Genomic DNA, 20,232 nt, shown 5'->3' on the forward strand with positions numbered 1-20,232 from the left:
ATTCATTTTAAATGTATTTTTTGTAAGGATTCTATCACCATAAATCTTCATCACTGCTAATCTTCAGGCATAAAAAAGCCCCGCACTAGGCGGGGCTTTGATGTCTTAGCGTTAACTTAAGAATTACTTCTTAGCGTTGCGCTCTTTAACTTCTGCAATCACTTGTTCTGCCACGTTGTTTGGACATGGGTTGTAGTGAGAGAATTCCATAGAGAATTGACCACGGCCAGAAGTCATCGTACGTAGAGTACCGATGTAACCAAACATTTCTGATAGAGGTACATCACCCTTGATACGTACGCCAGTAGTACCCGCTTGTTGATCTTTGATCATACCGCGACGACGGTTAAGGTCACCGATTACGTCACCAACGTGGTCTTCTGGAGTGAACACGTCAACTTTCATGATTGGCTCAAGAAGTTGCGCGCCAGCTTTAGGCATAGACTGACGGAATGCGCCTTTAGCCGCGATTTCGTAAGCGATAGCTGAAGAGTCAACTGCGTGGAAGCCACCGTCGAATAGTTCAACTTCTACGTCTAGAGTTGGGAAGCCAGCTAGAACACCGTTGTCCATCATGCTAGCGAAGCCTTTCTCTACTGCAGGCCAGAATTCTTTAGGTACGTTACCACCAACAACTGTTGATTTGAACGTGAAGCCAGAACCAGCTTCCCCTGGGCGGATGCGGTAGTCGATCTTACCGAACTGACCAGAACCACCAGACTGTTTCTTATGCGTGTAGCTATCTTCAACTGCTTGAGTGATAGTTTCACGGTAAGCTACCTGTGGAGCACCTACTTCTAGCTCAACGCCGTAAGTACGCTTCAGGATGTCTACTTTGATGTCTAGGTGAAGTTCGCCCATACCTTTAAGGATGGTTTCGCCTGAATCTTCGTCAGTTTCAACTTGGAATGATGGATCTTCTGCAACCATTTTACCGATCGCGATACCCATTTTCTCAGAACCGTTTTTATCTTTAGGCTTAACAGCGATAGAGATTACTGGTTCTGGGAAGATCATTGGCTCAAGAGTACATTCGTGCTTAGGATCACATAGAGTGTGACCAGTCTTCACGTTCTTCATACCAACAACTGCGATGATGTCACCAGCTTGTGCTGAATCGATCTCGTTACGCTCGTTCGCGTGCATCTCAACCATACGGCCGATACGCTCAGTCTTACCAGTAGCAGAGTTAAGGATCGTGTCACCTTTCTTCATCTTACCAGCGTAGATACGGATGAACGTTAGTGCACCGAAGCGGTCGTCCATGATCTTGAACGCAAGCGCTTTTAGTGACTCGTCTGCAGATACTGTTGCAACTTCGCCAGTTGGCTCACCAGTTTCTGGGTTAGTTAGTGGTTGAGGATCTACTTCTGTTGGAGAAGGTAGGTAGTCAACTACTGCGTCAAGAATAAGTTGGATACCTTTGTTCTTGTACGCTGAACCACAGTAAGTTGGGAAGAATGCTAGGTCACGTGTACCTTTACGGATACAACGTTTGATGTCTTCTAGAGAAGGCTCTTCGCCGTCCATGTAAGCCATCATTAGGTCATCGTCTTGCTCAACAGCAGTTTCGATTAGCATTTCACGGTATTCAGCAGCTTGGTCTACTAGATCAGCTGGAATATCTTGAACTTCGTAGTTCTCTGGAAGACCTGAGTCATCCCAGATGTAAGCTTTTTGGCTTAGTACGTCAACAACACCACAGAAGTCATCTTCGATACCGATTGGTAGAGTCATAACTAGTGGAGTAGCACCTAGAACGTTTTGTACTTGATCAACAACTTTGAAGAAGTCAGCACCCATACGGTCTAGTTTGTTAACGAAGATTAGACGAGATACGTGAGACTCGTCCGCGTAACGCCAGTTAGTTTCAGACTGAGGCTCAACACCACCTGAACCACAGAATACACCGATACCACCGTCAAGTACTTTTAGAGAACGGTAAACTTCGATTGTGAAGTCAACGTGTCCAGGAGTATCGATGATGTTTAGGCGGTGATCGTTCCAGAAACAAGTAGTAGCAGCAGACTGGATTGTGATACCACGTTCAGCTTCCTGCTCCATGAAGTCAGTAGTAGTTGAACCGTCGTGAGTGTCACCGATCTTGTGGATTTTACCAGTTAGCTTAAGGATACGCTCTGTAGAGGTAGTTTTACCCGCGTCTACGTGAGCAAAAATACCAATGTTTCTGTATTTTGATAAATCAGTCATTGTCTTACTCTGTTAATAAGGTATAAAGTGCGCGCAGAGTATATCACATTCTGTCAAGACTGATACCCTTGCGTGCGGCTATGGATAAAAAATATTTAGCGGGGGAATCTACCCCAAAACAATAGCCAAGTGTAGTATTTTGCGGTGAAAAATCCCAGTTTTTCGCCATCCAACGGTTACGAGTGCCCAACTTGATAGCAACTCACAACTCATCAAACGCTTCTATCGCCTCTGAAAGCTTCTTCACGCCGTGGATTTGCATTCCTAGGATGCCACCTTTCGGCATATTGGCGGCTGGTACGATGGCTTTCTTGAAACCGTGCTTAAAGGCTTCATTCAAACGTTCTTGACCGCTTGGTACCGGACGAATTTCACCCGCCAAACCAACTTCACCGAATACCACTACATCTTTGGGTAATGGGCGATCGCGGAAGCTGGATAAAAGCGCCATGACCAACGCAAGGTCTGCACTGGTCTCTGTCACCTTCACACCACCAACCACATTCACAAACACATCTTGGTCTGCCATTTGTAAACCGCCGTGCTTATGCAGGACCGCTAATAATAAAGAGAGGCGGTTTTGTTCCAGACCTACTGCAACTCGACGTGGGTTTGCTAATTGAGAATAATCCACCAGCGCCTGAATTTCTACGAGTAGAGGGCGAGTCCCTTCCCATACCACCATAACCGAAGAGCCTGACGTTTCTTCTTCACCACGTGATAGGAAAATAGCGGATGGGTTACTGACTTCTTTTAGCCCTTGTCCTGTCATGGCAAACACGCCTAACTCATTCACCGCACCAAAACGGTTTTTATGGCTGCGTAGCGTTCGGAATCGACTGTCTGTTCCGCCATCTAATAAGACGGAACAGTCAATGATGTGTTCAAGTACTTTAGGCCCCGCCAGCGTACCGTCTTTCGTTACATGACCAACAATAAAGACGGCAACGTTATTCTGCTTTGCGTAACGAGTTAGCGCGGTTGCGGATTCACGGACCTGCGCGACACTCCCTGGAGAGGATTGAACGTCAGAAACATGCATAACCTGAATCGAGTCAATCACCATAATGCGAGGCTGTTCTTTCTCTGCGATTTGGCAAATGCTATCTACATTGGTTTCCGATAGCATTTTTAAATGCTCTTTTGGCAACCCTAAACGAGACGCTCGCATCGCTACCTGCTGCAATGATTCCTCACCCGTGACATATAACGTCGGCATTTGTGACGATAATAAACACATGGTTTGTAATAGTAAGGTCGACTTACCGGCCCCCGGACTACCACCAATCAAAATGGCCGCTCCTGGGACAACACCGCCGCCAAGTACTCGATCTAACTCTTTAAAGCCGCTGGTAAATCTAGGCACTTCTTGCAAGTCAATCTCAGATAGCGTCTGTACTTTTGACTCGGTTGCAGAACCTGCGTAACCACTCAAGCGCTCATTGCGAGCAACGGTTGGCGACGCTGCAATTCGAACTTCAGTAATCGTGTTCCACGCGCCACACGCATTACATTGCCCCTGCCAACGTGGAAAGTCTGCGCCACAATCATTACAAACATACGCTCGTTTTGCTTTCGCCATGATGCCTCGATTTTTAAACACTCAATATTTTCAACAAATGTGACCAAACACTGTTACGCCAGTGCCTACCTAACGATAACTATTGATATACTCAAGCTTTGCTAGGTTTAGCCGATACAAATTAAATAACGACATACTCTAACAGAAATCATGCAGCAATCTGAAATACTCTCGCTCGCTGAACGACTGATTCCCACTTACGGTGCCGATGACTTCGATTTCGTTCTCAGCCAACTGACAGAAGGCGAACCACCATCAACAAAGTTACTGGTGAAAATGGAACTCAATCGTGTGATGGCGCCGTGCACCAAAAGCATCGACCTTCGAGGCCGCGTGAATGGTGAGTGTCGTAAATATCTTTTAGATGGCATCTCGCATTGGCTAGATGACGTTGCCTTTAATGCCTATCACAGAAACATCGAGAAGTTCGGTGGTTACACTGAAGGTATGTGGGAAGCGCTAATCAATACACGTAATAGCTTTCGCGCATTGAATAAGAACGACGACATAGATGACGCCAAATCACTTACCGACCCCAACAGTCCCTTTTTGGCAGAGCCTATTCATCTAGGCTACGATTTAAAGCGTCAGGAAAAGCGTCTCAAGGTTCAGTCTCAAGTCGAAATTATTCGCTCAAATGGCCAAACTCTCCATGCCCTAAGCATCGACCTTTCCTGTTCGGGTGCCAAATTTAAAGTTCCTAGCGCATTCAATTACAGTTTGGGCGAGGTGCTTCAGGTGACCTTTACTGAATTGGCCAATAAATCCCAAGTCATCGGCATAGAGAAGGCGCTTGCGTACCGCGTACTCGCAGTGGACGATTGCTATGAAAATAACGCTGTCCGTTATCTGCGCACTATTCGTCTAACCAAAACGAACATTGTTGCACAAGTCATTGATGAAGCTTTAAATAGTGCGACGAAGCGCGCTCGCCATGATAATCAGGACAAAATCATTCGATTACGCACTCGCGGCTACGAAAACATTTCATTAAAACACACCAGTAATTTACCGCTGTTCTTTGAAGGCAGCGAGCTGAAGCTGGCCATGTTGACAGAAAATAACCAAAAGTTATGGCAATACTGGCATGATGAACGTAACCAACAGGTATTTGGTTCCTTATTTCATGAACAAAGAATGGCATCACTGATTACTCCTGGTGTAAAAGGCACCACCAATGTCATTTACTCTTTCACGCACGAGCACGAAAACAAAACGTATTTCTATTCGATGCTGAGGCCTGAAGCAAGCAGAGAGCAACGCCAGCTGTTTTGGCATCTTGGCGCAAAAAGACCAAGCTGGCGGGCATTTTGCCTCTCCATTTTTGAATTATCCGAACAAGAGAAGCATGACCTCGCGACATTCTCGGCAGAGCTGGCAGACCGTTCACACTCATTGACTCACATCGGTATTTTACAAGAAATAGCCGATCAGGAATCGGGGCAAGATTACCTATTGACCGAGAAGCCTCGCTTACTGGCGAATACACTCAATGTATTTCGTCATCCTCGCAAAATCATCGGAAATCCAAAAGGGATCTATTTTGACGCAAAGTCACGTCGAAAGGAGCCCCGCTACCGATTTAAAACTCCATTGGAGTTCAAATACGACACGATAAAAACGGCTGGTTTTACTGCTGATATCTCTAAGCGCGGCCTAAACATCAGGTTAGATGAACCCGCATTATTGCGCTCCGGACAAGAAGTACTGATTAACTTTCGTGAGCTTCAGCTTTATGACAAAAAGTTACCTTTAAGCGCTGTACCTTATCGCGTAGTCCGAGTGAGCCCTGACGGCCTCAATGTTCAATTGGTGATTGACGAATATAGCAAAACCATGCGAATCATTGCGTTTCTTAACAGTATCATTGAGCACAACCAAGATAAGCTTATTCCACAAAAAGAAGTGCTGCCAAACCATGATCTTTTAGAGAGGTTGCATAGCCTGCTTCTATCACGCACGTTGAGTACGCCTATCTTTATCGGTAAGAGCGCCGCGTCTTCCGTGAGTACACCAGTCATTGGGGTAAATTTTCCGTTACCAAAGCACCTCGAACTCTATGCTCGCTTAGGTCACAACCAAATGTTTTCATTGGAACCTCTGTTTAAAGGCCGCTCGAACACGTTAATTGCAGATCCAATCAAGCGTATTGACGGAGCGGAAGCAAAACATCAGGATATCTATACGAGCGTGACAAAAATCGGTACGACAATCACCGCCGTGGAGTCAAAGTTACCGCAAGAGTTTGCCAATTTGAAAGAGCGTATCCTCTTCATCAAAAAAGCTCGTATGATGGGCGATTTTTATGCCACAAGGATATCAACCGCACCAATCTTTGATCCTATCACTAGCTTGTTGCGTCAGGATTTAGAGGACTTATCCCAATTTAGTATCCACCAAGCAAATAAACTCGAAAAAGAGTTAACCGCATTAGTCGGCTATAGTGAGTTTGAAGACATCACCGAAGAAGTCATCGTGAGATTAGAATTGACCGAATAGCAAAACACCGCCAACTTGGCGGTGTTTTATTATCTTACTGTCCATTCCATTATGGCTTCGACTTCCAGCTGATTTTTTGCTGCTTCACCAACGCCCCCGAAAGAATACACAACACGCCACCTAACCCAGCGAATCGCACCGAAGCTTGAGCCTGCTCCTCCACCTTTGGTTTCGCGTGGTAGGCAATACCTAACCCAGCAACGGACATCATCAGCAAGTCATTTGCGCCATCGCCAACAGCGACGGTATTGTGCAATTCAATATCGTACTCTTGGGCCAACTCGACCAAAATATCCGCTTTAGTCTGGGCATTCACCACATCGCCTAATACTTCACCGGTGAGCTTGCCTTTAACAATATCCAGTTGATTCGAACGCGCAAAATCCAGCCCTACGCACTCTTTTATATGGTCAGAGAAATAAGTAAAACCACCTGATGCAATCGCTGTTTTCCAGCCTAACGCTTTCAATGTGGCGATCAAAGATTCAAAGTCTGGCATGAATGGCAATTGACTACGCACTTGTTCGAGAATGACTTCATCCGCCCCTTTCAACTTCCCAACGCGCTGACGCAAACTTTGTTCAAAATCTAGCTCACCTAGCATGGCGCGCTCTGTCACCTCAGCCACTTCCTCTCCGACACCGGCTAGCTTGGCAATTTCATCAATACATTCGATTTGAATCGCCGTGGAATCCATATCAAATACGATAAGCCCGGGAGCAGAGAGATCCGGTACTTCATTCAGCGAGGCATAATCAAGGTTGAGGCTTTTCAGAATAGTTTGATGCTCCGTGGTGAGTTCTCCCCCCATCAGAGCCACTTCATACTGCCCCACTTTCCAAGTATCTAAAACTGGAGTGTAAAGGCCTGTAAAAAAGTCGATATCTTCAAACAGGCCGGGAGTAAGGCACGGTGCAAAAACAATCCAGTTCGCTTTGGCTTTATCCCGCTGAGTCGCAAATCGAGTTTCAGGTAGTCGTTTTAAAAGAGTCGTGTGCCTTCTGATAGGCAAGCTTTTTGACGCATCCATGTATATAATCCCTTATGACTTTGCTAAAACGTTACCTCAACAAACTAAAAAGGCAAGTCTTTGTTTTATTTTGAATGGACGAGTAAAGTGCATGAGTGAATCTTTGTTCTCAGTAAAGAATGCCTTACGAATTTTAGCGTTAATCTTGCTGGGTTTGATGCTATTTTTCACATTTAAAAATAGCGTAGTGATAAGTAAAGGCAACGAAAAGATTCAAGCACAGCAGCTTGAGACTCTGAGTCGAGTGTTGATCTCTCAGGCTTCGTTATCTGCCAGCGAAATGATTTTGAATAAAGATCAAGAGCGGCTTCTTAAGCTGACCAACCAACTCGCGCAAGATCGCTTAGTATTCGATGCGACCATTTATAATGCACAGGGCGTAAGATTAGCATCGAGTGAAGGCGCACTATCCGTGCGAGAAGTCTTGGGGCTAGATACGCCACTGGCTACCGCATCAATTGGCCGCCAACAATTGGTTGAACCAGTATTTTCAGATGACGCGATCATCGGTTTTGTCCGCGTCACGTTTGAAACTGGTCGCGTAACCGCCATCTCCGATCATCACTATCGCAAAAGCGATCGTTACATGTACATGATGGTATTGATGAGCTTTGTGTGCGGCATGTTGTTTATTATGATTTTACGTAGACAGTCGATCCGCCGTAAGAAAGGTGAGAACCTGCTTTTGACCAAATAATAGCAATCGTAACAAAGAGCTGGTCATTATTTCGAATAAAAAAACAGCCCGCTTTGTGCGGGCTGTTTTATTTACGTATTGCTTTAACTAAAAAGATGACTCTACGTCGCTTATTCTTCGTCACCAAGCAGTACAGAATCTAGTGCGATCAACATCATGTCGTTGAACGTATTTTGACGCTCTTCCGATGTGGTTTGCTCACCTGTTTTAATATGGTCAGAAACCGTACAGATCGTCAGTGCTTTTGCACCGTACTCTGCTGCAACGCCGTAGATGCCCGCCGCTTCCATTTCCACACCAACGATGCCGTACTTGTCCATTACGTCGAACATGTCTGGATCTGGCGTGTAGAACAGTTCAGCTGAGAATAGGTTACCTACTTTTACGTCTACGCCGCGCGCTTTTGCTGCTTCTTCTGCTGCGCGAACCATTTTGTAGTCAGCGATGGCTGCGAAATCATGACCTTTGAAGCGGATACGGTTGACTTTAGAGTCCGTACACGCGCCCATACCGATCACAACATCACGTACTTTAATGTCTTCGTTTACTGCACCACAGCTACCTACACGGATTACTTTCTTCACGCCGAAATCTTTGATCAGCTCAGTCACGTAGATTGAACATGATGGGATGCCCATACCGTGGCCCATTACAGAGATCTTACGGCCTTTGTAAGTACCTGTGTAACCAAACATATTACGAACATCACATACTTGAACAACATCATCTAAGAAAGTTTCAGCGATGTATTTTGCACGTAGCGGGTCACCTGGCATTAGAACGACGTCTGCGAAAGCACCCATTTCTGCGTTGATATGTGGAGTTGCCATGTTTTATTCCTTAACCTGTCTCTAGCGTTCTCCTCTGATGGAGGAATGGACTAGATTGATATGATTTTGACAAGCAGTATTCTAATGCCTATCTAGATAAGTAAATGGTCCAATTATTTAGATAGGTTTAGCACTGCGAACATAAAACGAGGAGCTATCATGCTCCCTGTTTTCAATAGTTTATCTATTATAGAAAGTTCTTACCGTATTCCATTGGAGAAGTACCGAAGTACGTTGCCAATGTTTGGCCGATATCTGCAAAGCTATCACGACGACCTAATGAGCCTGCTGGCACTTTCTTACCGTAAACGACCACTGGAATGTGCTCTCGTGTATGGTCAGTACCTGGCCATGTTGGGTCACAACCGTGGTCCGCCGTTAGGATAAGTACGTCGTCTTCTTCCATTATATCGAGAACTTCGTTGATACGGCCATCAAAGTATTCAAGTGCCGCAGCATAACCAGCCACGTCACGGCGGTGGCCATAAGCTGAGTCGAAATCTACGAAGTTCGTAAATACGATGGTGTTATCACCCGCCTCTTTGATTTGCTCTAGCGTTGCTTCAAACAATGCTGGAATACCTGTCGCTTTCACTTTCTTAGTGATACCACAGTTTGCGTAAATATCTGCGATCTTACCTATAGAGACGACGTTACCTTGCTTCTCTTCTACTAGCTTTTGGAGAACCGTTGTCGCCGGTGGCTCAACAGACAAATCACGACGGTTACCAGTACGCTCAAACTGACCTTTACCCGGGCCAATAAATGGACGCGCAATCACACGGCCGATGTTGTAATCTTCCAGCTCTTCACGCGCAATTTGGCACAGCTCAAGTAGACGCTCTAGACCGAATGTCTCTTCGTGACACGCGATTTGGAATACTGAATCTGCAGAGGTGTAGAAGATCGGCTTACCCGTCTTCATGTGCTCTTCACCCAGATCATTCAGTACTTGCGTACCAGATGCGTGGCAGTTACCTAGGAAACCGTCTAGGCCAGCACGCTCAAGGATGCGGTCAGTCAGCTCTTTCGGGAAGCTGTTCGCTTTATCAGTGAAGTAACCCCAATCAAAAAGAACAGGTACACCTGCGATTTCCCAGTGGCCTGAAGGCGTGTCTTTACCTGATGAAAGCTCAGCCGCATGACCATAAGCACCGATGATTTCAGCTTCTGCGTCTAAGCCCGGTGCGAAGCGACCAGTTGACTCTTTGTGTGCCATTGCCAGACCGAGTTTCGATAGGTTTGGAAGACGAAGTGCGCCTTGACGCTGCTCGTTATCCGCTAAGCCTTGCTCACACTGGTCAGCGATATGACCTAGCGTGTCTGAACCTACATCACCAAATTGCTCAGCATCTGCGCTTGCACCAATGCCGAATGAGTCTAGTACTAAAATAAATGCTCTTTTCATTGCTCGTTCCTTAGGCCCACTCGGTGTCTTAGCTATAATTGAGCAGGCCTACGTAATTACTTAATCGATTAGATGTCTTCTGCACGGATTTGGCGGTAAACCTCTGGCGTTGGTGTGTATTCCCCCCCCACCTTAATGGCGTTACGAAGGGCTTTAGCGGCCTCTTCCCACTGCACTTCGGTGCGAGCGTGGATAACAGCAAGAGGCTTATCACCGTCTGCGACTTCACCCAAACGAATGAAGTTGTCGAAACCAACCGCATAGTCGATTTCGTCCGTCGCAACGCGGCGACCACCACCCATAGAAACCACAGCCATACCGATAGCACGCGTATCCATTGCTGAAACGATGCCCGTTTCTGTGGCGTAAACAGGCTTGATGATTTCGGCTTTCTCTAGGTAGTTATCGTAGTTTTCTACGAAGTCTGCCGGTCCGCCAAGTCCAGCAACCATCTTACCAAAGCATTCAGCCGCTTTACCGTTATCAAGTACTTCCATCAGTTTCGCACGAGCATCTTCCGTATTCTCAGCAAGCTTGCCAAGTACCAGCATTTCTGCACATGATGCCATGGTCACTTCAAGTAGACGTGGATTGCGGTATTCACCCGTTAGGAAGCGAACCGCCTCACGTACCTCTACTGCATTACCCGCAGAAGAAGCCAGCACTTGGTTCATGTCTGTCAGGATAGCGGTTGTCGTTGTACCAGCACCATTTGCTACCGCAACGATAGATTTTGCTAGCTCTTCAGACGCTTCGTAAGTTGGCATAAATGCACCAGAACCTACTTTTACATCCATCACTAAAGACTCAAGACCTGCAGCAAGCTTCTTCGATAAAATCGACGCCGTGATCAGTGAAATGTTATCGACCGTTGCCGTGATATCGCGAGTTGCGTAAACGCGCTTATCCGCTGGCGCTAGATCACCCGTTTGACCAATGATCGCCACACCTGCGTCTTTGGTTACTTGACCAAAGACGTCATTGGTTGGTGTGATGTTGTAGCCAGGAATTGACTCAAGCTTGTCCAGTGTACCGCCAGTGTGGCCAAGGCCACGGCCAGAAATCATGGGTACGAAACCGCCACATGCTGCCACCATAGGGCCAAGCATCAGAGAAGTCACGTCACCCACGCCACCTGTTGAGTGTTTATCGACAATTGGACCACCAAAGTTCATGTGGCTCCAGTCGATGACCATGCCCGAATCACGCATTGCACAAGTCAGTGCGATACGCTCTGGCATCGTCATTTCATTGAAGAAGATAGCCATAGCAAATGCCGCGATCTGACCTTCAGATACGCTGTTATCTGCTACGCCTTGAATGAAGAAATTGATTTCGTCAGCAGTAAGAACTTCGCCGTCACGTTTTTTACGAATGATCTCTTGAGGTAAATACATTAGTTCCTCCCAAGCTCTTTATGAGCCATGGTAATAGTAGGGTAGAAGAGGTTGGTAGCACCGAAGCTGGTGCTACCATTCAGACGCTTTATTTGGAATTAGTACGCTGATGGATCAGCGACTTGGTCCGATACTTCTAATGTATTTAGTAGATTTGTTAGCAGGCTAGACGCACCAAAACGGTAGTGACGAGCATCAACCCAATTGTCACCTAGGATTTCATCAGCCATTGCTAGGTATGCAGCCGCATCTTCAGCCGTACGCACACCACCTGCTGGTTTGAAACCAACTGTCTCAGCAACACCCATGTCACGAATAACTTCAAGCATCATGCGTGCGTATTCTGGTGTTGCGTTAACTGGCACTTTACCCGTTGAAGTTTTAATGAAGTCAGCACCTGCTTCGATACAGATTTGAGATGCTTTCTTGATTAGCGCTTCTTCTTTTAATTCACCCGTTTCGATGATCACTTTAAGAAGGATGTCACCACAAGCTTCTTTACATTGCTTAACAAGTTCAAAGCCCACTTTCTCATCACCAGCCATTAGAGCGCGGTATGGGAAAACCACGTCTACTTCGTCTGCACCGTAAGCAACTGCCGCTTTTGTTTCAGCCACTGCGATTTCAATATCGTCGTTACCGTGTGGGAAGTTGGTTACTGTCGCAATGCGAACGTCTGGCGTGCCTTGCTCACGAAGTGTCTTCTTAGCAATAGGAATAAAGCGAGGGTAAATACAGATTGCAGCTGTGTTACCTACTGCTGATTTCGCATCATGACATAATGCGATCACTTTTGCATCAGTGTCATCATCATTCAGCGTCGTTAGGTCCATTAGTTTAAGTGCACGTAGTGCTGCTGCTTTTAAATCGCTCATTTCTATCTCCGATCAATATTCAAAAAATTCACTGCTTAACCTCATATCAACTATCTAACTATAATCAAGAAGAAGACAGTGTGTAAAAATTTGGCTAATCAGTCTATTAATGAACGGACTTGGTTCCCTGAAGACTCGGCATAGTCAGCGAAAAATTCATATGCCAATTGCTATCCTTGTCACCGCACAGTACCAGTTTGGCCTATGGCACAACAATCTATGATTGCGGTGTCTTTAATATCACATCACAAAGAAAAACGCTTGTAAGATGTAACATGAAGGGCAATTCATTTGCCCATTGAGTATGTACTATTCACTCAGTGATTATTTGATAATCATAACCACGACTTTGTAATTACTACATTATAGAGTTTCACCGCAAAACTGTAGCACCAAATAGAGCGCAAACGGTTTGTATCTCAAAATTTTCCAACCCCTATTCCACCGACTGCGTAAGCGACTCTCGTCGTCCTACATGCGGTTAAATTTTTTTGGGCCAAAAACGAAAAATGCCCCGCAGCAATTTCTTGCTACAGGGCATGATTTAAAACGGCGTCTATATATTAAGAACCGATTCTAATTAAAGTGCTGCAAGGCTAAGGCAGAAGCCTGCAATCGTCGCTGCCATTAGGTTAGACAACGTACCAGCAAGAACGGCTTTAATACCCATGCGAGCGATATCGCTGCGACGGTTTGGTGCAAGGCTACCTAGACCACCAAGTAGGATCGCGATAGAAGAAAGGTTCGCGAAGCCACATAGTGCGAATGAGATGATAGCCGTTGTCTTCTCAGACATTACTTCACCCGTTGCCGCAACCACTTGAGCGCCTTCACCTAGGTAAGGAGTGAAGTTCAAGTACGCAACGAATTCGTTGATAACGAGTTTCTGACCGATGAATGAACCAGCAACAACTGCTTCGTCCCATGGAACACCGATTAGGAATGCTAGTGGAGAGAACGCGTAACCTAGGATTAGCTCTAGAGTGAGTTCAGGCATACCGAACCAACCACCAATGCCACCTAGCATACCGTTGATAAGAGCAATCAGACCAACGAAAGCGATTAGCATTGCACCTACGTTTAGCGCAAGTTGTAGACCAGAAGCCGCACCGCCTGCTGCTGCGTCGATTACGTTAGCTGGTTTATCATCGCCACCGTCCATTGCTTCTTCGAAATCTTCGCGAGGCTTGTCAGTCTCTGGGTGAAGAATCTTAGCGAACAGTAGACCACCTGGTGCTGCCATGAATGATGCTGCTACTAGGTATTCTAGTGGAACACCCATTGATGCGTAACCTGCTAGTACACCACCAGCAACAGAGGCTAGACCACCACACATTACTGCGAATAGCTCAGATTGAGTCATTTTTGGAACGAATGGGCGAACAACTAGCGGTGCTTCAGTTTGACCTACGAAAATGTTAGCAGCCGCTGACATTGATTCCGCACGAGAAGTACCGAGCGCTTTTTGTAGTGCACCACCAAGAATCTTGATAACCCACTGCATTGCGCCAATGTAGTAAAGAACAGAAATCAGTGCTGAGAAGAAGATCAGAGTAGGAAGAACGCGGAATGCGAAGATGAAACCGCCGCCACCGAACACTTCGAACATCTTGTCAGAAACAAGACCACCGAATAGGAATGATGAACCATTGTTACCGTAGTTGATAACGTTAGAAACACCAGTAGAGAAACCGTTTAGTAGATCACGGCCCCAAGGTACATAAAGAACAAATGCACCTAATGCGAATTGGATAGCAAATGCGCCACCCACAGTTCTTAGATTGATAGCTTTACGGTTATTAGAAAATGCAAATGCAATAGCAAGAAGCACTACCATACCGACTAGGCTCATAAACAGGCTCATAGTTTATGACTTCCTTATAAGTTATTTATTGGCGTGTTACAAAATGGAGCTATAAAGCGGGGGCAATTATACTCATGCAGCATCAATTAAAGTAATGCCACCTTCACACTTTCCTATAAGATTCATCATGGATTCACCCCCATTTGTGAGGCATGTCACAATAGGAAGGAAAACGTTTTCTATTTTAAACAGCATATTTCGATTTTATTCACATATTGAGAATACTGAATTGCTATTTTCCCACATCTGGCACGCAATCGTTTGCCATTGCTGTGAATGCAAAAGCGCAAGTTCATTCAACACATGAATAAGTTTACTTGGGTGGTTGGGCTTCCCTTGATATCCAAGTATGGGCATATCCGGCGCGTCCGTTTCTAAAACCAGATGTTCAAGAGATAGTCTTTGAATCGCGTCGCGCGTTTTGTTCGCTCTTGGGTAAGTAATTGTGCCGCCCACCCCAATGAAAAAGCCTAATCGAACCCATTCCATCGCTTGTTGATAGCTACCAGAAAACGCATGTAACACGCCACCTTTAGGCAGTTTTGCCGTTTTGACCATTTGAACGAGTCGATTGTGCGCTTTACGACAGTGAAGAATAACGGGCAGTTTGAATTTTCGCGCAAGTTCAAACTGCAACTCAAGGGCTCGTTCTTGAAGTGCTACAGGAACATTGATGGAAAAATCTAAACCACACTCACCAATTGCCACACAGTGCTTACCCGCTTGTGACAACTGCCGTTCCAATTCAGCGACGTGTTGATCAAAATCAGGCTGAAGAAAGTAAGGATGAAAACCCAAAGCGTAGTAAAGACCCGGGTATTGGCTGGCTATAGTTTGAATGCGAGACCAATTGCTTGGTCCTACTGAAGGGATCAAGATACGTTCTATACCTTGCTCACGAGCAAGCTCAAACTGATGTGCAAAATCGTCTTGGAACACATCAAAATCGAAGTGACAATGGGTATCAAACAGTTTCATTATTCGGCTTCTCTTGTTCTTCTTTATTAGAAGAAGCGTCATGAGCAGGGTCTGGTTTATACGGTACACAACTGCGCCTTTGATCTGGTGTTAGTCCCATCTCTTTACACCAATCGTCGTAACGTTTGAGTCCTTTCTTAAACCAATTCATTTCACACCTTTCTGTACACCAAATAAAAAGCCGCCGTTAGCTAAGTGTATAGCTAACGGCGGCCTATAATCCAGTGCTCAATGTAGAGCGGCTTAGATGCGATTAGTGCTCACGCGTTGCACGGAAATCGACATCAGGAAAACGTTCTTGAGCAAGGTTCAAGTTAACCATCGTTGGGGCAATGTACGTTAGGTTATCACCGCCATCTAGCGCTAGGTTCGCTTGGTTCTTACGTTGGAACTCATCCAGTTTCTTCGCATCACCACACTCAACCCAACGCGCAGTTGCAACGTTAACCCCTTCATAGATCGCTTCAACGTTGTATTCTGACTTCAAACGAGCCACAACCACGTCAAACTGAAGTACACCGACCGCACCAACGATCAGATCGTTATTTTGTAGCGGACGGAATACCTGTACCGCCCCCTCTTCAGATAACTGAACCAGACCTTTTAGCAGCTGTTTCTGCTTCAATGGATCTTTTAGACGAATACGACGGAACAACTCTGGAGCAAAGTTTGGAATACCAGAGAACTTCAGCGACTCACCTTGAGTGAAAGTGTCACCAATTTGGATTGTACCGTGGTTATGTAGACCGATAATATCACCCGCGTAAGCATTTTCCGCACGTGAGCGGTCACCCGCCATAAAGGTTACCGCGTCAGAAATGCTCACTTGCTTGCCAAGACGAACGTGGTTCATCTTCATACCTTGCGTGTACGTGCCTGATACAATACGCATGAATGCAATACGGTCGCGGTGTTTTGGATCCATGTTTGCCTGAATTTTGAATACGAAACCAGAGAATTTCTCTTCGGTCGCTTCAACATCACGCTCAACCGCTTGACGAGTTTTCGGCGCTGGCGCCCATTCAGTCAGGCCATCTAGCATGTGATCAACACCGAAGTTGCCCAAAGCCGTACCGAAGTAAACTGGCGTTAACTCACCGACAAGGAATGCTTCGTGATCAAACTCAGGGCAAGCGCCCATCACAAGTTCAAGTTCTTCACGAACACTTGCCGCTAGGCTTTCACCTACTTTTTCATCAAGTTCAGGGTTGTCCAGACCTTTGATGATGCGAACTTCTTGGATCTCATGACCATGACCAGATTCGTACAGAATCGTCTCATCACGGTGAATGTGGTAAACACCTTTAAACTCTTTACCACAACCGATTGGCCATGTAATTGGTGCACACATCATGCCCAGTTCGTTTTCTACTTCGTCCAATACTTCCATTGGATCACGAACATCACGGTCAAGTTTGTTCATGAAGGTGACGATTGGTGTATCACGTAGACGCGTCACTTCCATCAGTTTGCGAGTACGATCCTCGACACCTTTCGCTGCATCAATCACCATCAGACATGAGTCAACCGCCGTTAGTGTACGGTACGTATCTTCCGAGAAATCTTCGTGTCCTGGCGTATCCAGTAGGTTTACCAGACAATCATTGTAAGGGAACTGCATCACAGAAGTGGTTACCGAGATACCACGTTCCTTTTCCATTTCCATCCAGTCTGATTTTGCGTGTTGTGCGTTACCACGACCTTTAACCGTGCCGGCTTTTTGGATTGCGTTTCCGAATAACAGTACTTTTTCAGTAATGGTGGTTTTACCCGCATCCGGGTGAGAAATAATAGCGAACGTTCTACGCTTAGAAACTTCGCCTAGAAAAGGTGTATTTGACATGAAAATCGTCTTCTTTGATGTCTATTGCTTACCCGAATCTCGAACAAGCTTTTTTGATTCAATATTACGCGGTATTGTCCCCTATTATTGCGCTAGGGGCAACTTTCCTTGAGGTTTGAGCGACAGTAATTAATAAAAGAACAGGTAGCTCATGATGATTGCATCTTCTTTGCCATTACCGGTTTTAGCTGGGTAATAGTTGTAACGGCGATCCACTTCATTAAAACCGGCTTGCTCATAAATATGAATCGCTGGCAAATTACTTTCACGAACTTCTAGCCAAGCACTCTCTGCTTTGGCTTGCTCACAGTAACCTAGAAATGCGTCAAGCAACTTTTGACCCAATCCTTTGCCTTGCTGGCTCGGTGCAACGGCAATATTAAGTAGCGTCACTTCACCGACAATGTTCTGCCCATAGAAATAACCCACAACCTCGTCGGCGTCGGTCATCACATGATGACATGCACCTCGGCTAGACAAGTCACGAACGATCGATTCTGCCCAAGGGTGAGAATGGGCTTGTTGTTCAATTTGCCATACTTGATCTAAGTGTTCAGCACTCATCGGCGTAATTTCAATCGTCACGCGTTTGCTCCATTAAGAATATGAACAAATCTGCTGCCATAAGGCGCGGCGCTGTTCGTTGTTACCATCAATGTCTTTTAATAGCGGCGAAGTCAGCTGCTTAGCATTAATACTCGTATCGGCTTCACAGCCAGCAAACCACACCCAATCCAACTCATGTTCACCCAATGATGATAAACGCTCTGGCTCTAGATGCAGCGCATCATCAAGTGTGAGCTTGATGCTTTTTAGCACCCGCTCAAACATCAATGCTGTCTCATTTTCTGGACACATTGGTGAAACCAATAGGAGTTTACAAGAACTTTGCAAACGTAACATTGGCACTTGATAGTTTTCCAACCTATCTGGATGGATCAACTCCCATGTGCTGATCCCCATTTCATTTAAATACTGTTTCTCGTTTATTGACATTTTTTGTCACCTAATTGAACGAGGCAATGCTACCAAATAATCGCAGGTAAAGTCAGAGGTGTTATGAAGCTTTTCCAATCAATCCCTATTGCACTGCTAATCTCGGCCACCAGCTTTGTTACCTTTGCTAAGAGCAGCCATGATAACTGGCAACTTATCGATCAAAAACCGTTAACTTCCAAACCGAGACTGATACCGTAGAACCGAACGGTTTATTGAAAAACCGCCAGTTTAGCAAAATCAAAATTAAAATTAAGTGCACTCAGGCAAGGTGAACTTCAAAAACATGAAAATCACCATGACCGATGGTAGCGAGAAAGAACTTAAGACCATGACGAGTACGTTAACCAAAGGCATGTCAACACGAGCTTAGACTCTACCAGGTTCTGAAAATGTCAAACTCAAACGTCTTGGTATGGCATACAATGGTTAGGGCAACATGGTACTCATGTGGCCAGTGTAAGTAAAAAAGCAAAAATCGAAATTTGGGGCAAAAAGCGCGTCCAAGAACAAGAACAAGATTAAATCATTTTTCTTCGTCACTTCATAAAAACAAAGCCCGCTTTTTACAGCGGGCTTTGTCATTCAATCTCAATGATTATAGCTCAGAAAATTCTGGTGCATAATCGATGCGCCCAGAACGTCCATCGCACTGACCTTCCACCAATTCTGCTACGCGGAATGCTCCTTGGGGCACTTCCCATGCGCAGTCAAAGCCCATCTCTTCACCGGCTTTAAAACCTTGACGCGCGTAGTAATCCGGCGCCCCCAATACGACACAAACTGGGTAACCGAAATCACGCAAAAATTCAAAACCTTCCTTAATTAACTCAGAAGCAATGCCTTGGCGACGGTAATCTTCATGTACGCTTAACGGTGCTAGACCTTGCCATGATAAATCTTCGCCGTTCAAAGTTACTGGGCTAAATAGAGCATGCCCGATCACTTCACCATCATCCGTACACGCTACGAGCGACAGAGTAAGCTTGCCATTTTCACGTAAACGCATCACCAAATTGGCTTCGGCCTCCGTCGGAAATGCGTGCTTCAATAGGCCGTCAATCTTGAGAATGTCTGCGGGCGCTTCAGTTCGAATAAGCATTCGTCACTCCGGTTTCTTGTGCTAGCTCTTGAACCCCTTTTTGAACAAAGTCCGCTAGTTGACTCAATGCAACCTGCATCGCTTTTGGCAACTGCTCTAAATCGACACTGTCCATTAAGTTTTTTACTTCCAAACCAAGCTCAGTATCGCCTTCAATAGAAAGGCGGCGTTGAAAGAACAGCGTGTCAGGATCTTCTTTACGGCCAGCAATCAACACCAAATCATTAAGGTGACCACTAAAGCTAACGTCTTCCTGAACTGGTTTCTCCGCAACCACTAACTTTCCGTCCTGGTAGCTGATGTACCATGCTAAGTTCAAGTCTTTAATCGCAACTTTTAACCACTTATCTTCAAGGAATTCAAAGTCGCCATCTTCTAACGCTTCCTTGAACACCATTTTCAGTCCTTCTAACAAGGCTTTTTTCTGAACAGCTTGTGGTAATAACTGGACTGGAGATCGCAAAATTGATGCTGCGTTGTTTACTAGTTGACTGCGAATCTTGTTTAACACGCTAATTATCCGTTACTTTGTCATAAGGTTGTCTATTTTACGCAATAGAGTAATACCTGTACCTGTCATTTATCAAGAAAACAGTTTGTTTATACTCCGTGACTTTCAAGCCCAAAATGCATAACGTTGTCTTAACTGGCTAGCTTAATGGGTAGTATTGATTTTAAAAGACAAATCGTCGCACCATGGCACATATACACAAGAACATTCTTTCAGAATCAAGTGAAAAGTGGTTATCTGGGCATAAAACCGCCATGTCTCAAACAAATGCGTCATTTTTTTGACCTTCGCTGTATTATCGATGCTAAGACATTGATAAATTCTTTAATAACTGGTAAGACCCCAGATCTCTATACACTTTCAAGCTTCTGAAAATACTGTCTTTCATACTCATTTGGTGACAGCCCAC

17 protein-coding genes and 1 pseudogene are annotated in these 20,232 nt (G+C 45.4%); 3 read left to right on the forward strand and 15 right to left on the reverse strand.

The features are described from left to right. Positions 1 to 123: 123 nt before the first annotated feature. Complete coding sequence (gene fusA / locus ACVA54_RS13435) at positions 124 to 2,211, reverse strand: elongation factor G (protein ID WP_099080208.1); 2,088 nt, start codon at positions 2,209 to 2,211, stop codon at positions 124 to 126. A 202-nt stretch (positions 2,212 to 2,413) separates the two neighbouring features. Continuing rightward, on the reverse strand, positions 2,414 to 3,793 hold the full coding sequence (radA, locus tag ACVA54_RS13440; protein ID WP_099080207.1) for a DNA repair protein RadA: 1,380 nt from the start codon (positions 3,791 to 3,793) through the stop codon (positions 2,414 to 2,416). A gap of 150 nt (positions 3,794 to 3,943) precedes the next feature. Between radA and ACVA54_RS13445 the strand changes: the two genes are divergently transcribed. Then, positions 3,944 to 6,292, forward strand: coding sequence for a PilZ domain-containing protein (locus ACVA54_RS13445; RefSeq protein ID WP_446649691.1), 2,349 nt, complete (start codon positions 3,944 to 3,946; stop codon positions 6,290 to 6,292). Positions 6,293 to 6,341: 49 nt separating this feature from the next. Here the strand turns inward: ACVA54_RS13445 and serB are convergent, their stop codons facing one another. After that, positions 6,342 to 7,322, reverse strand: coding sequence for a phosphoserine phosphatase (gene serB / locus ACVA54_RS13450; protein ID WP_099080205.1), 981 nt, complete (start codon positions 7,320 to 7,322; stop codon positions 6,342 to 6,344). A 91-nt stretch (positions 7,323 to 7,413) separates the two neighbouring features. Here serB and ACVA54_RS13455 point away from each other — a divergent pair, with 91 nt between their 5' ends. Further along, on the forward strand, positions 7,414 to 8,019 hold the full coding sequence (locus tag ACVA54_RS13455; protein ID WP_099080204.1) for a YtjB family periplasmic protein: 606 nt from the start codon (positions 7,414 to 7,416) through the stop codon (positions 8,017 to 8,019). A 110-nt stretch (positions 8,020 to 8,129) separates the two neighbouring features. Here ACVA54_RS13455 and deoD read toward each other — a convergent pair whose 3' ends face one another. From deoD to ACVA54_RS13505, 10 genes are all read right to left on the reverse strand, one after another. Then, the gene (gene deoD / locus ACVA54_RS13460) at positions 8,130 to 8,849 is read right to left on the reverse strand and encodes a purine-nucleoside phosphorylase (RefSeq protein ID WP_099080203.1); all 720 of its coding nucleotides are present in this window, start codon (positions 8,847 to 8,849) and stop codon (positions 8,130 to 8,132) included. A gap of 187 nt (positions 8,850 to 9,036) precedes the next feature. Continuing rightward, positions 9,037 to 10,257 (reverse strand): phosphopentomutase, encoded by a 1,221-nt coding sequence (locus ACVA54_RS13465; RefSeq protein WP_099080202.1) that lies wholly within the window; start codon positions 10,255 to 10,257, stop codon positions 9,037 to 9,039. A 68-nt stretch (positions 10,258 to 10,325) separates the two neighbouring features. Further along, complete coding sequence (gene deoA, locus ACVA54_RS13470) at positions 10,326 to 11,654, reverse strand: thymidine phosphorylase (protein WP_119463508.1); 1,329 nt, start codon at positions 11,652 to 11,654, stop codon at positions 10,326 to 10,328. A gap of 98 nt (positions 11,655 to 11,752) precedes the next feature. Next, positions 11,753 to 12,529, reverse strand: coding sequence for a deoxyribose-phosphate aldolase (gene deoC, locus ACVA54_RS13475; RefSeq protein WP_099080200.1), 777 nt, complete (start codon positions 12,527 to 12,529; stop codon positions 11,753 to 11,755). Between the two features lie 580 nt (positions 12,530 to 13,109). Continuing rightward, a complete protein-coding gene (locus ACVA54_RS13480) occupies positions 13,110 to 14,393 on the reverse strand; it encodes a NupC/NupG family nucleoside CNT transporter (RefSeq protein WP_099080199.1) in 1,284 nt (427 codons plus the stop codon). A gap of 204 nt (positions 14,394 to 14,597) precedes the next feature. After that, a complete protein-coding gene (locus tag ACVA54_RS13485) occupies positions 14,598 to 15,371 on the reverse strand; it encodes a TatD family hydrolase (protein ID WP_119463509.1) in 774 nt (257 codons plus the stop codon). After that, a complete protein-coding gene (locus ACVA54_RS13490) occupies positions 15,358 to 15,522 on the reverse strand; it encodes a DUF5363 family protein (protein ID WP_172438154.1) in 165 nt (54 codons plus the stop codon). The genes ACVA54_RS13485 and ACVA54_RS13490 overlap by 14 nt, the downstream gene beginning before the upstream one ends. A 102-nt stretch (positions 15,523 to 15,624) precedes the next feature. Then, positions 15,625 to 17,214 carry a peptide chain release factor 3 gene (gene prfC / locus ACVA54_RS13495; protein WP_099080197.1) on the reverse strand — a complete coding sequence of 530 codons (1,590 nt, stop codon included), beginning with the start codon at positions 17,212 to 17,214 and terminating at the stop codon, positions 15,625 to 15,627. A 129-nt stretch (positions 17,215 to 17,343) separates the two neighbouring features. Next, a complete protein-coding gene (gene rimI, locus ACVA54_RS13500) occupies positions 17,344 to 17,799 on the reverse strand; it encodes a ribosomal protein S18-alanine N-acetyltransferase (RefSeq protein WP_446616952.1) in 456 nt (151 codons plus the stop codon). Between the two features lie 12 nt (positions 17,800 to 17,811). Further along, positions 17,812 to 18,210, reverse strand: coding sequence for a DNA polymerase III subunit psi (locus tag ACVA54_RS13505; protein ID WP_099080195.1), 399 nt, complete (start codon positions 18,208 to 18,210; stop codon positions 17,812 to 17,814). Between the two features lie 63 nt (positions 18,211 to 18,273). On the opposite strand from ACVA54_RS13505, the pseudogene ACVA54_RS13510 reads away from it, so the two are divergent. Then, positions 18,274 to 18,735, forward strand: a pseudogene (locus tag ACVA54_RS13510) (hypothetical protein). 73 nt (positions 18,736 to 18,808) lie between these two features. Here the strand turns inward: ACVA54_RS13510 and ACVA54_RS13515 are convergent. After that, complete coding sequence (locus tag ACVA54_RS13515) at positions 18,809 to 19,312, reverse strand: GNAT family N-acetyltransferase (RefSeq protein WP_099080194.1); 504 nt, start codon at positions 19,310 to 19,312, stop codon at positions 18,809 to 18,811. Further along, positions 19,296 to 19,823, reverse strand: coding sequence for a ubiquinone anaerobic biosynthesis accessory factor UbiT (ubiT, locus tag ACVA54_RS13520; RefSeq protein ID WP_182852562.1), 528 nt, complete (start codon positions 19,821 to 19,823; stop codon positions 19,296 to 19,298). The genes ACVA54_RS13515 and ubiT overlap by 17 nt, the downstream gene beginning before the upstream one ends. Positions 19,824 to 20,232: the final 409 nt, after the last annotated feature.

The organism is Vibrio sp. PNB23_22_6 (assembly GCF_052877535.1).

Bases quoted from the DNA above. Each gene is read 5' to 3' on its own strand.
- fusA (WP_099080208.1), bottom strand. From the start codon at position 2,211: ATGACTGATTTATCAAAATACAGAAACATTGGTATTTTTGCTCACGTA.
- radA (WP_099080207.1), bottom strand. From the start codon at position 3,793: ATGGCGAAAGCAAAACGAGCGTATGTTTGTAATGATTGTGGCGCAGAC.
- ACVA54_RS13445 (WP_446649691.1), top strand. From the start codon at position 3,944: ATGCAGCAATCTGAAATACTCTCGCTCGCTGAACGACTGATTCCCACT.
- serB (WP_099080205.1), bottom strand. From the start codon at position 7,322: ATGGATGCGTCAAAAAGCTTGCCTATCAGAAGGCACACGACTCTTTTA.
- ACVA54_RS13455 (WP_099080204.1), top strand. From the start codon at position 7,414: ATGAGTGAATCTTTGTTCTCAGTAAAGAATGCCTTACGAATTTTAGCG.
- deoD (WP_099080203.1), bottom strand. From the start codon at position 8,849: ATGGCAACTCCACATATCAACGCAGAAATGGGTGCTTTCGCAGACGTC.
- ACVA54_RS13465 (WP_099080202.1), bottom strand. From the start codon at position 10,257: ATGAAAAGAGCATTTATTTTAGTACTAGACTCATTCGGCATTGGTGCA.
- deoA (WP_119463508.1), bottom strand. From the start codon at position 11,654: ATGTATTTACCTCAAGAGATCATTCGTAAAAAACGTGACGGCGAAGTT.
- deoC (WP_099080200.1), bottom strand. From the start codon at position 12,529: ATGAGCGATTTAAAAGCAGCAGCACTACGTGCACTTAAACTAATGGAC.
- ACVA54_RS13480 (WP_099080199.1), bottom strand. From the start codon at position 14,393: ATGAGCCTGTTTATGAGCCTAGTCGGTATGGTAGTGCTTCTTGCTATT.
- ACVA54_RS13485 (WP_119463509.1), bottom strand. From the start codon at position 15,371: ATGAAACTGTTTGATACCCATTGTCACTTCGATTTTGATGTGTTCCAA.
- ACVA54_RS13490 (WP_172438154.1), bottom strand. From the start codon at position 15,522: ATGAATTGGTTTAAGAAAGGACTCAAACGTTACGACGATTGGTGTAAA.
- prfC (WP_099080197.1), bottom strand. From the start codon at position 17,214: ATGTCAAATACACCTTTTCTAGGCGAAGTTTCTAAGCGTAGAACGTTC.
- ACVA54_RS13505 (WP_099080195.1), bottom strand. From the start codon at position 18,210: ATGTCAATAAACGAGAAACAGTATTTAAATGAAATGGGGATCAGCACA.
- ACVA54_RS13515 (WP_099080194.1), bottom strand. From the start codon at position 19,312: ATGCTTATTCGAACTGAAGCGCCCGCAGACATTCTCAAGATTGACGGC.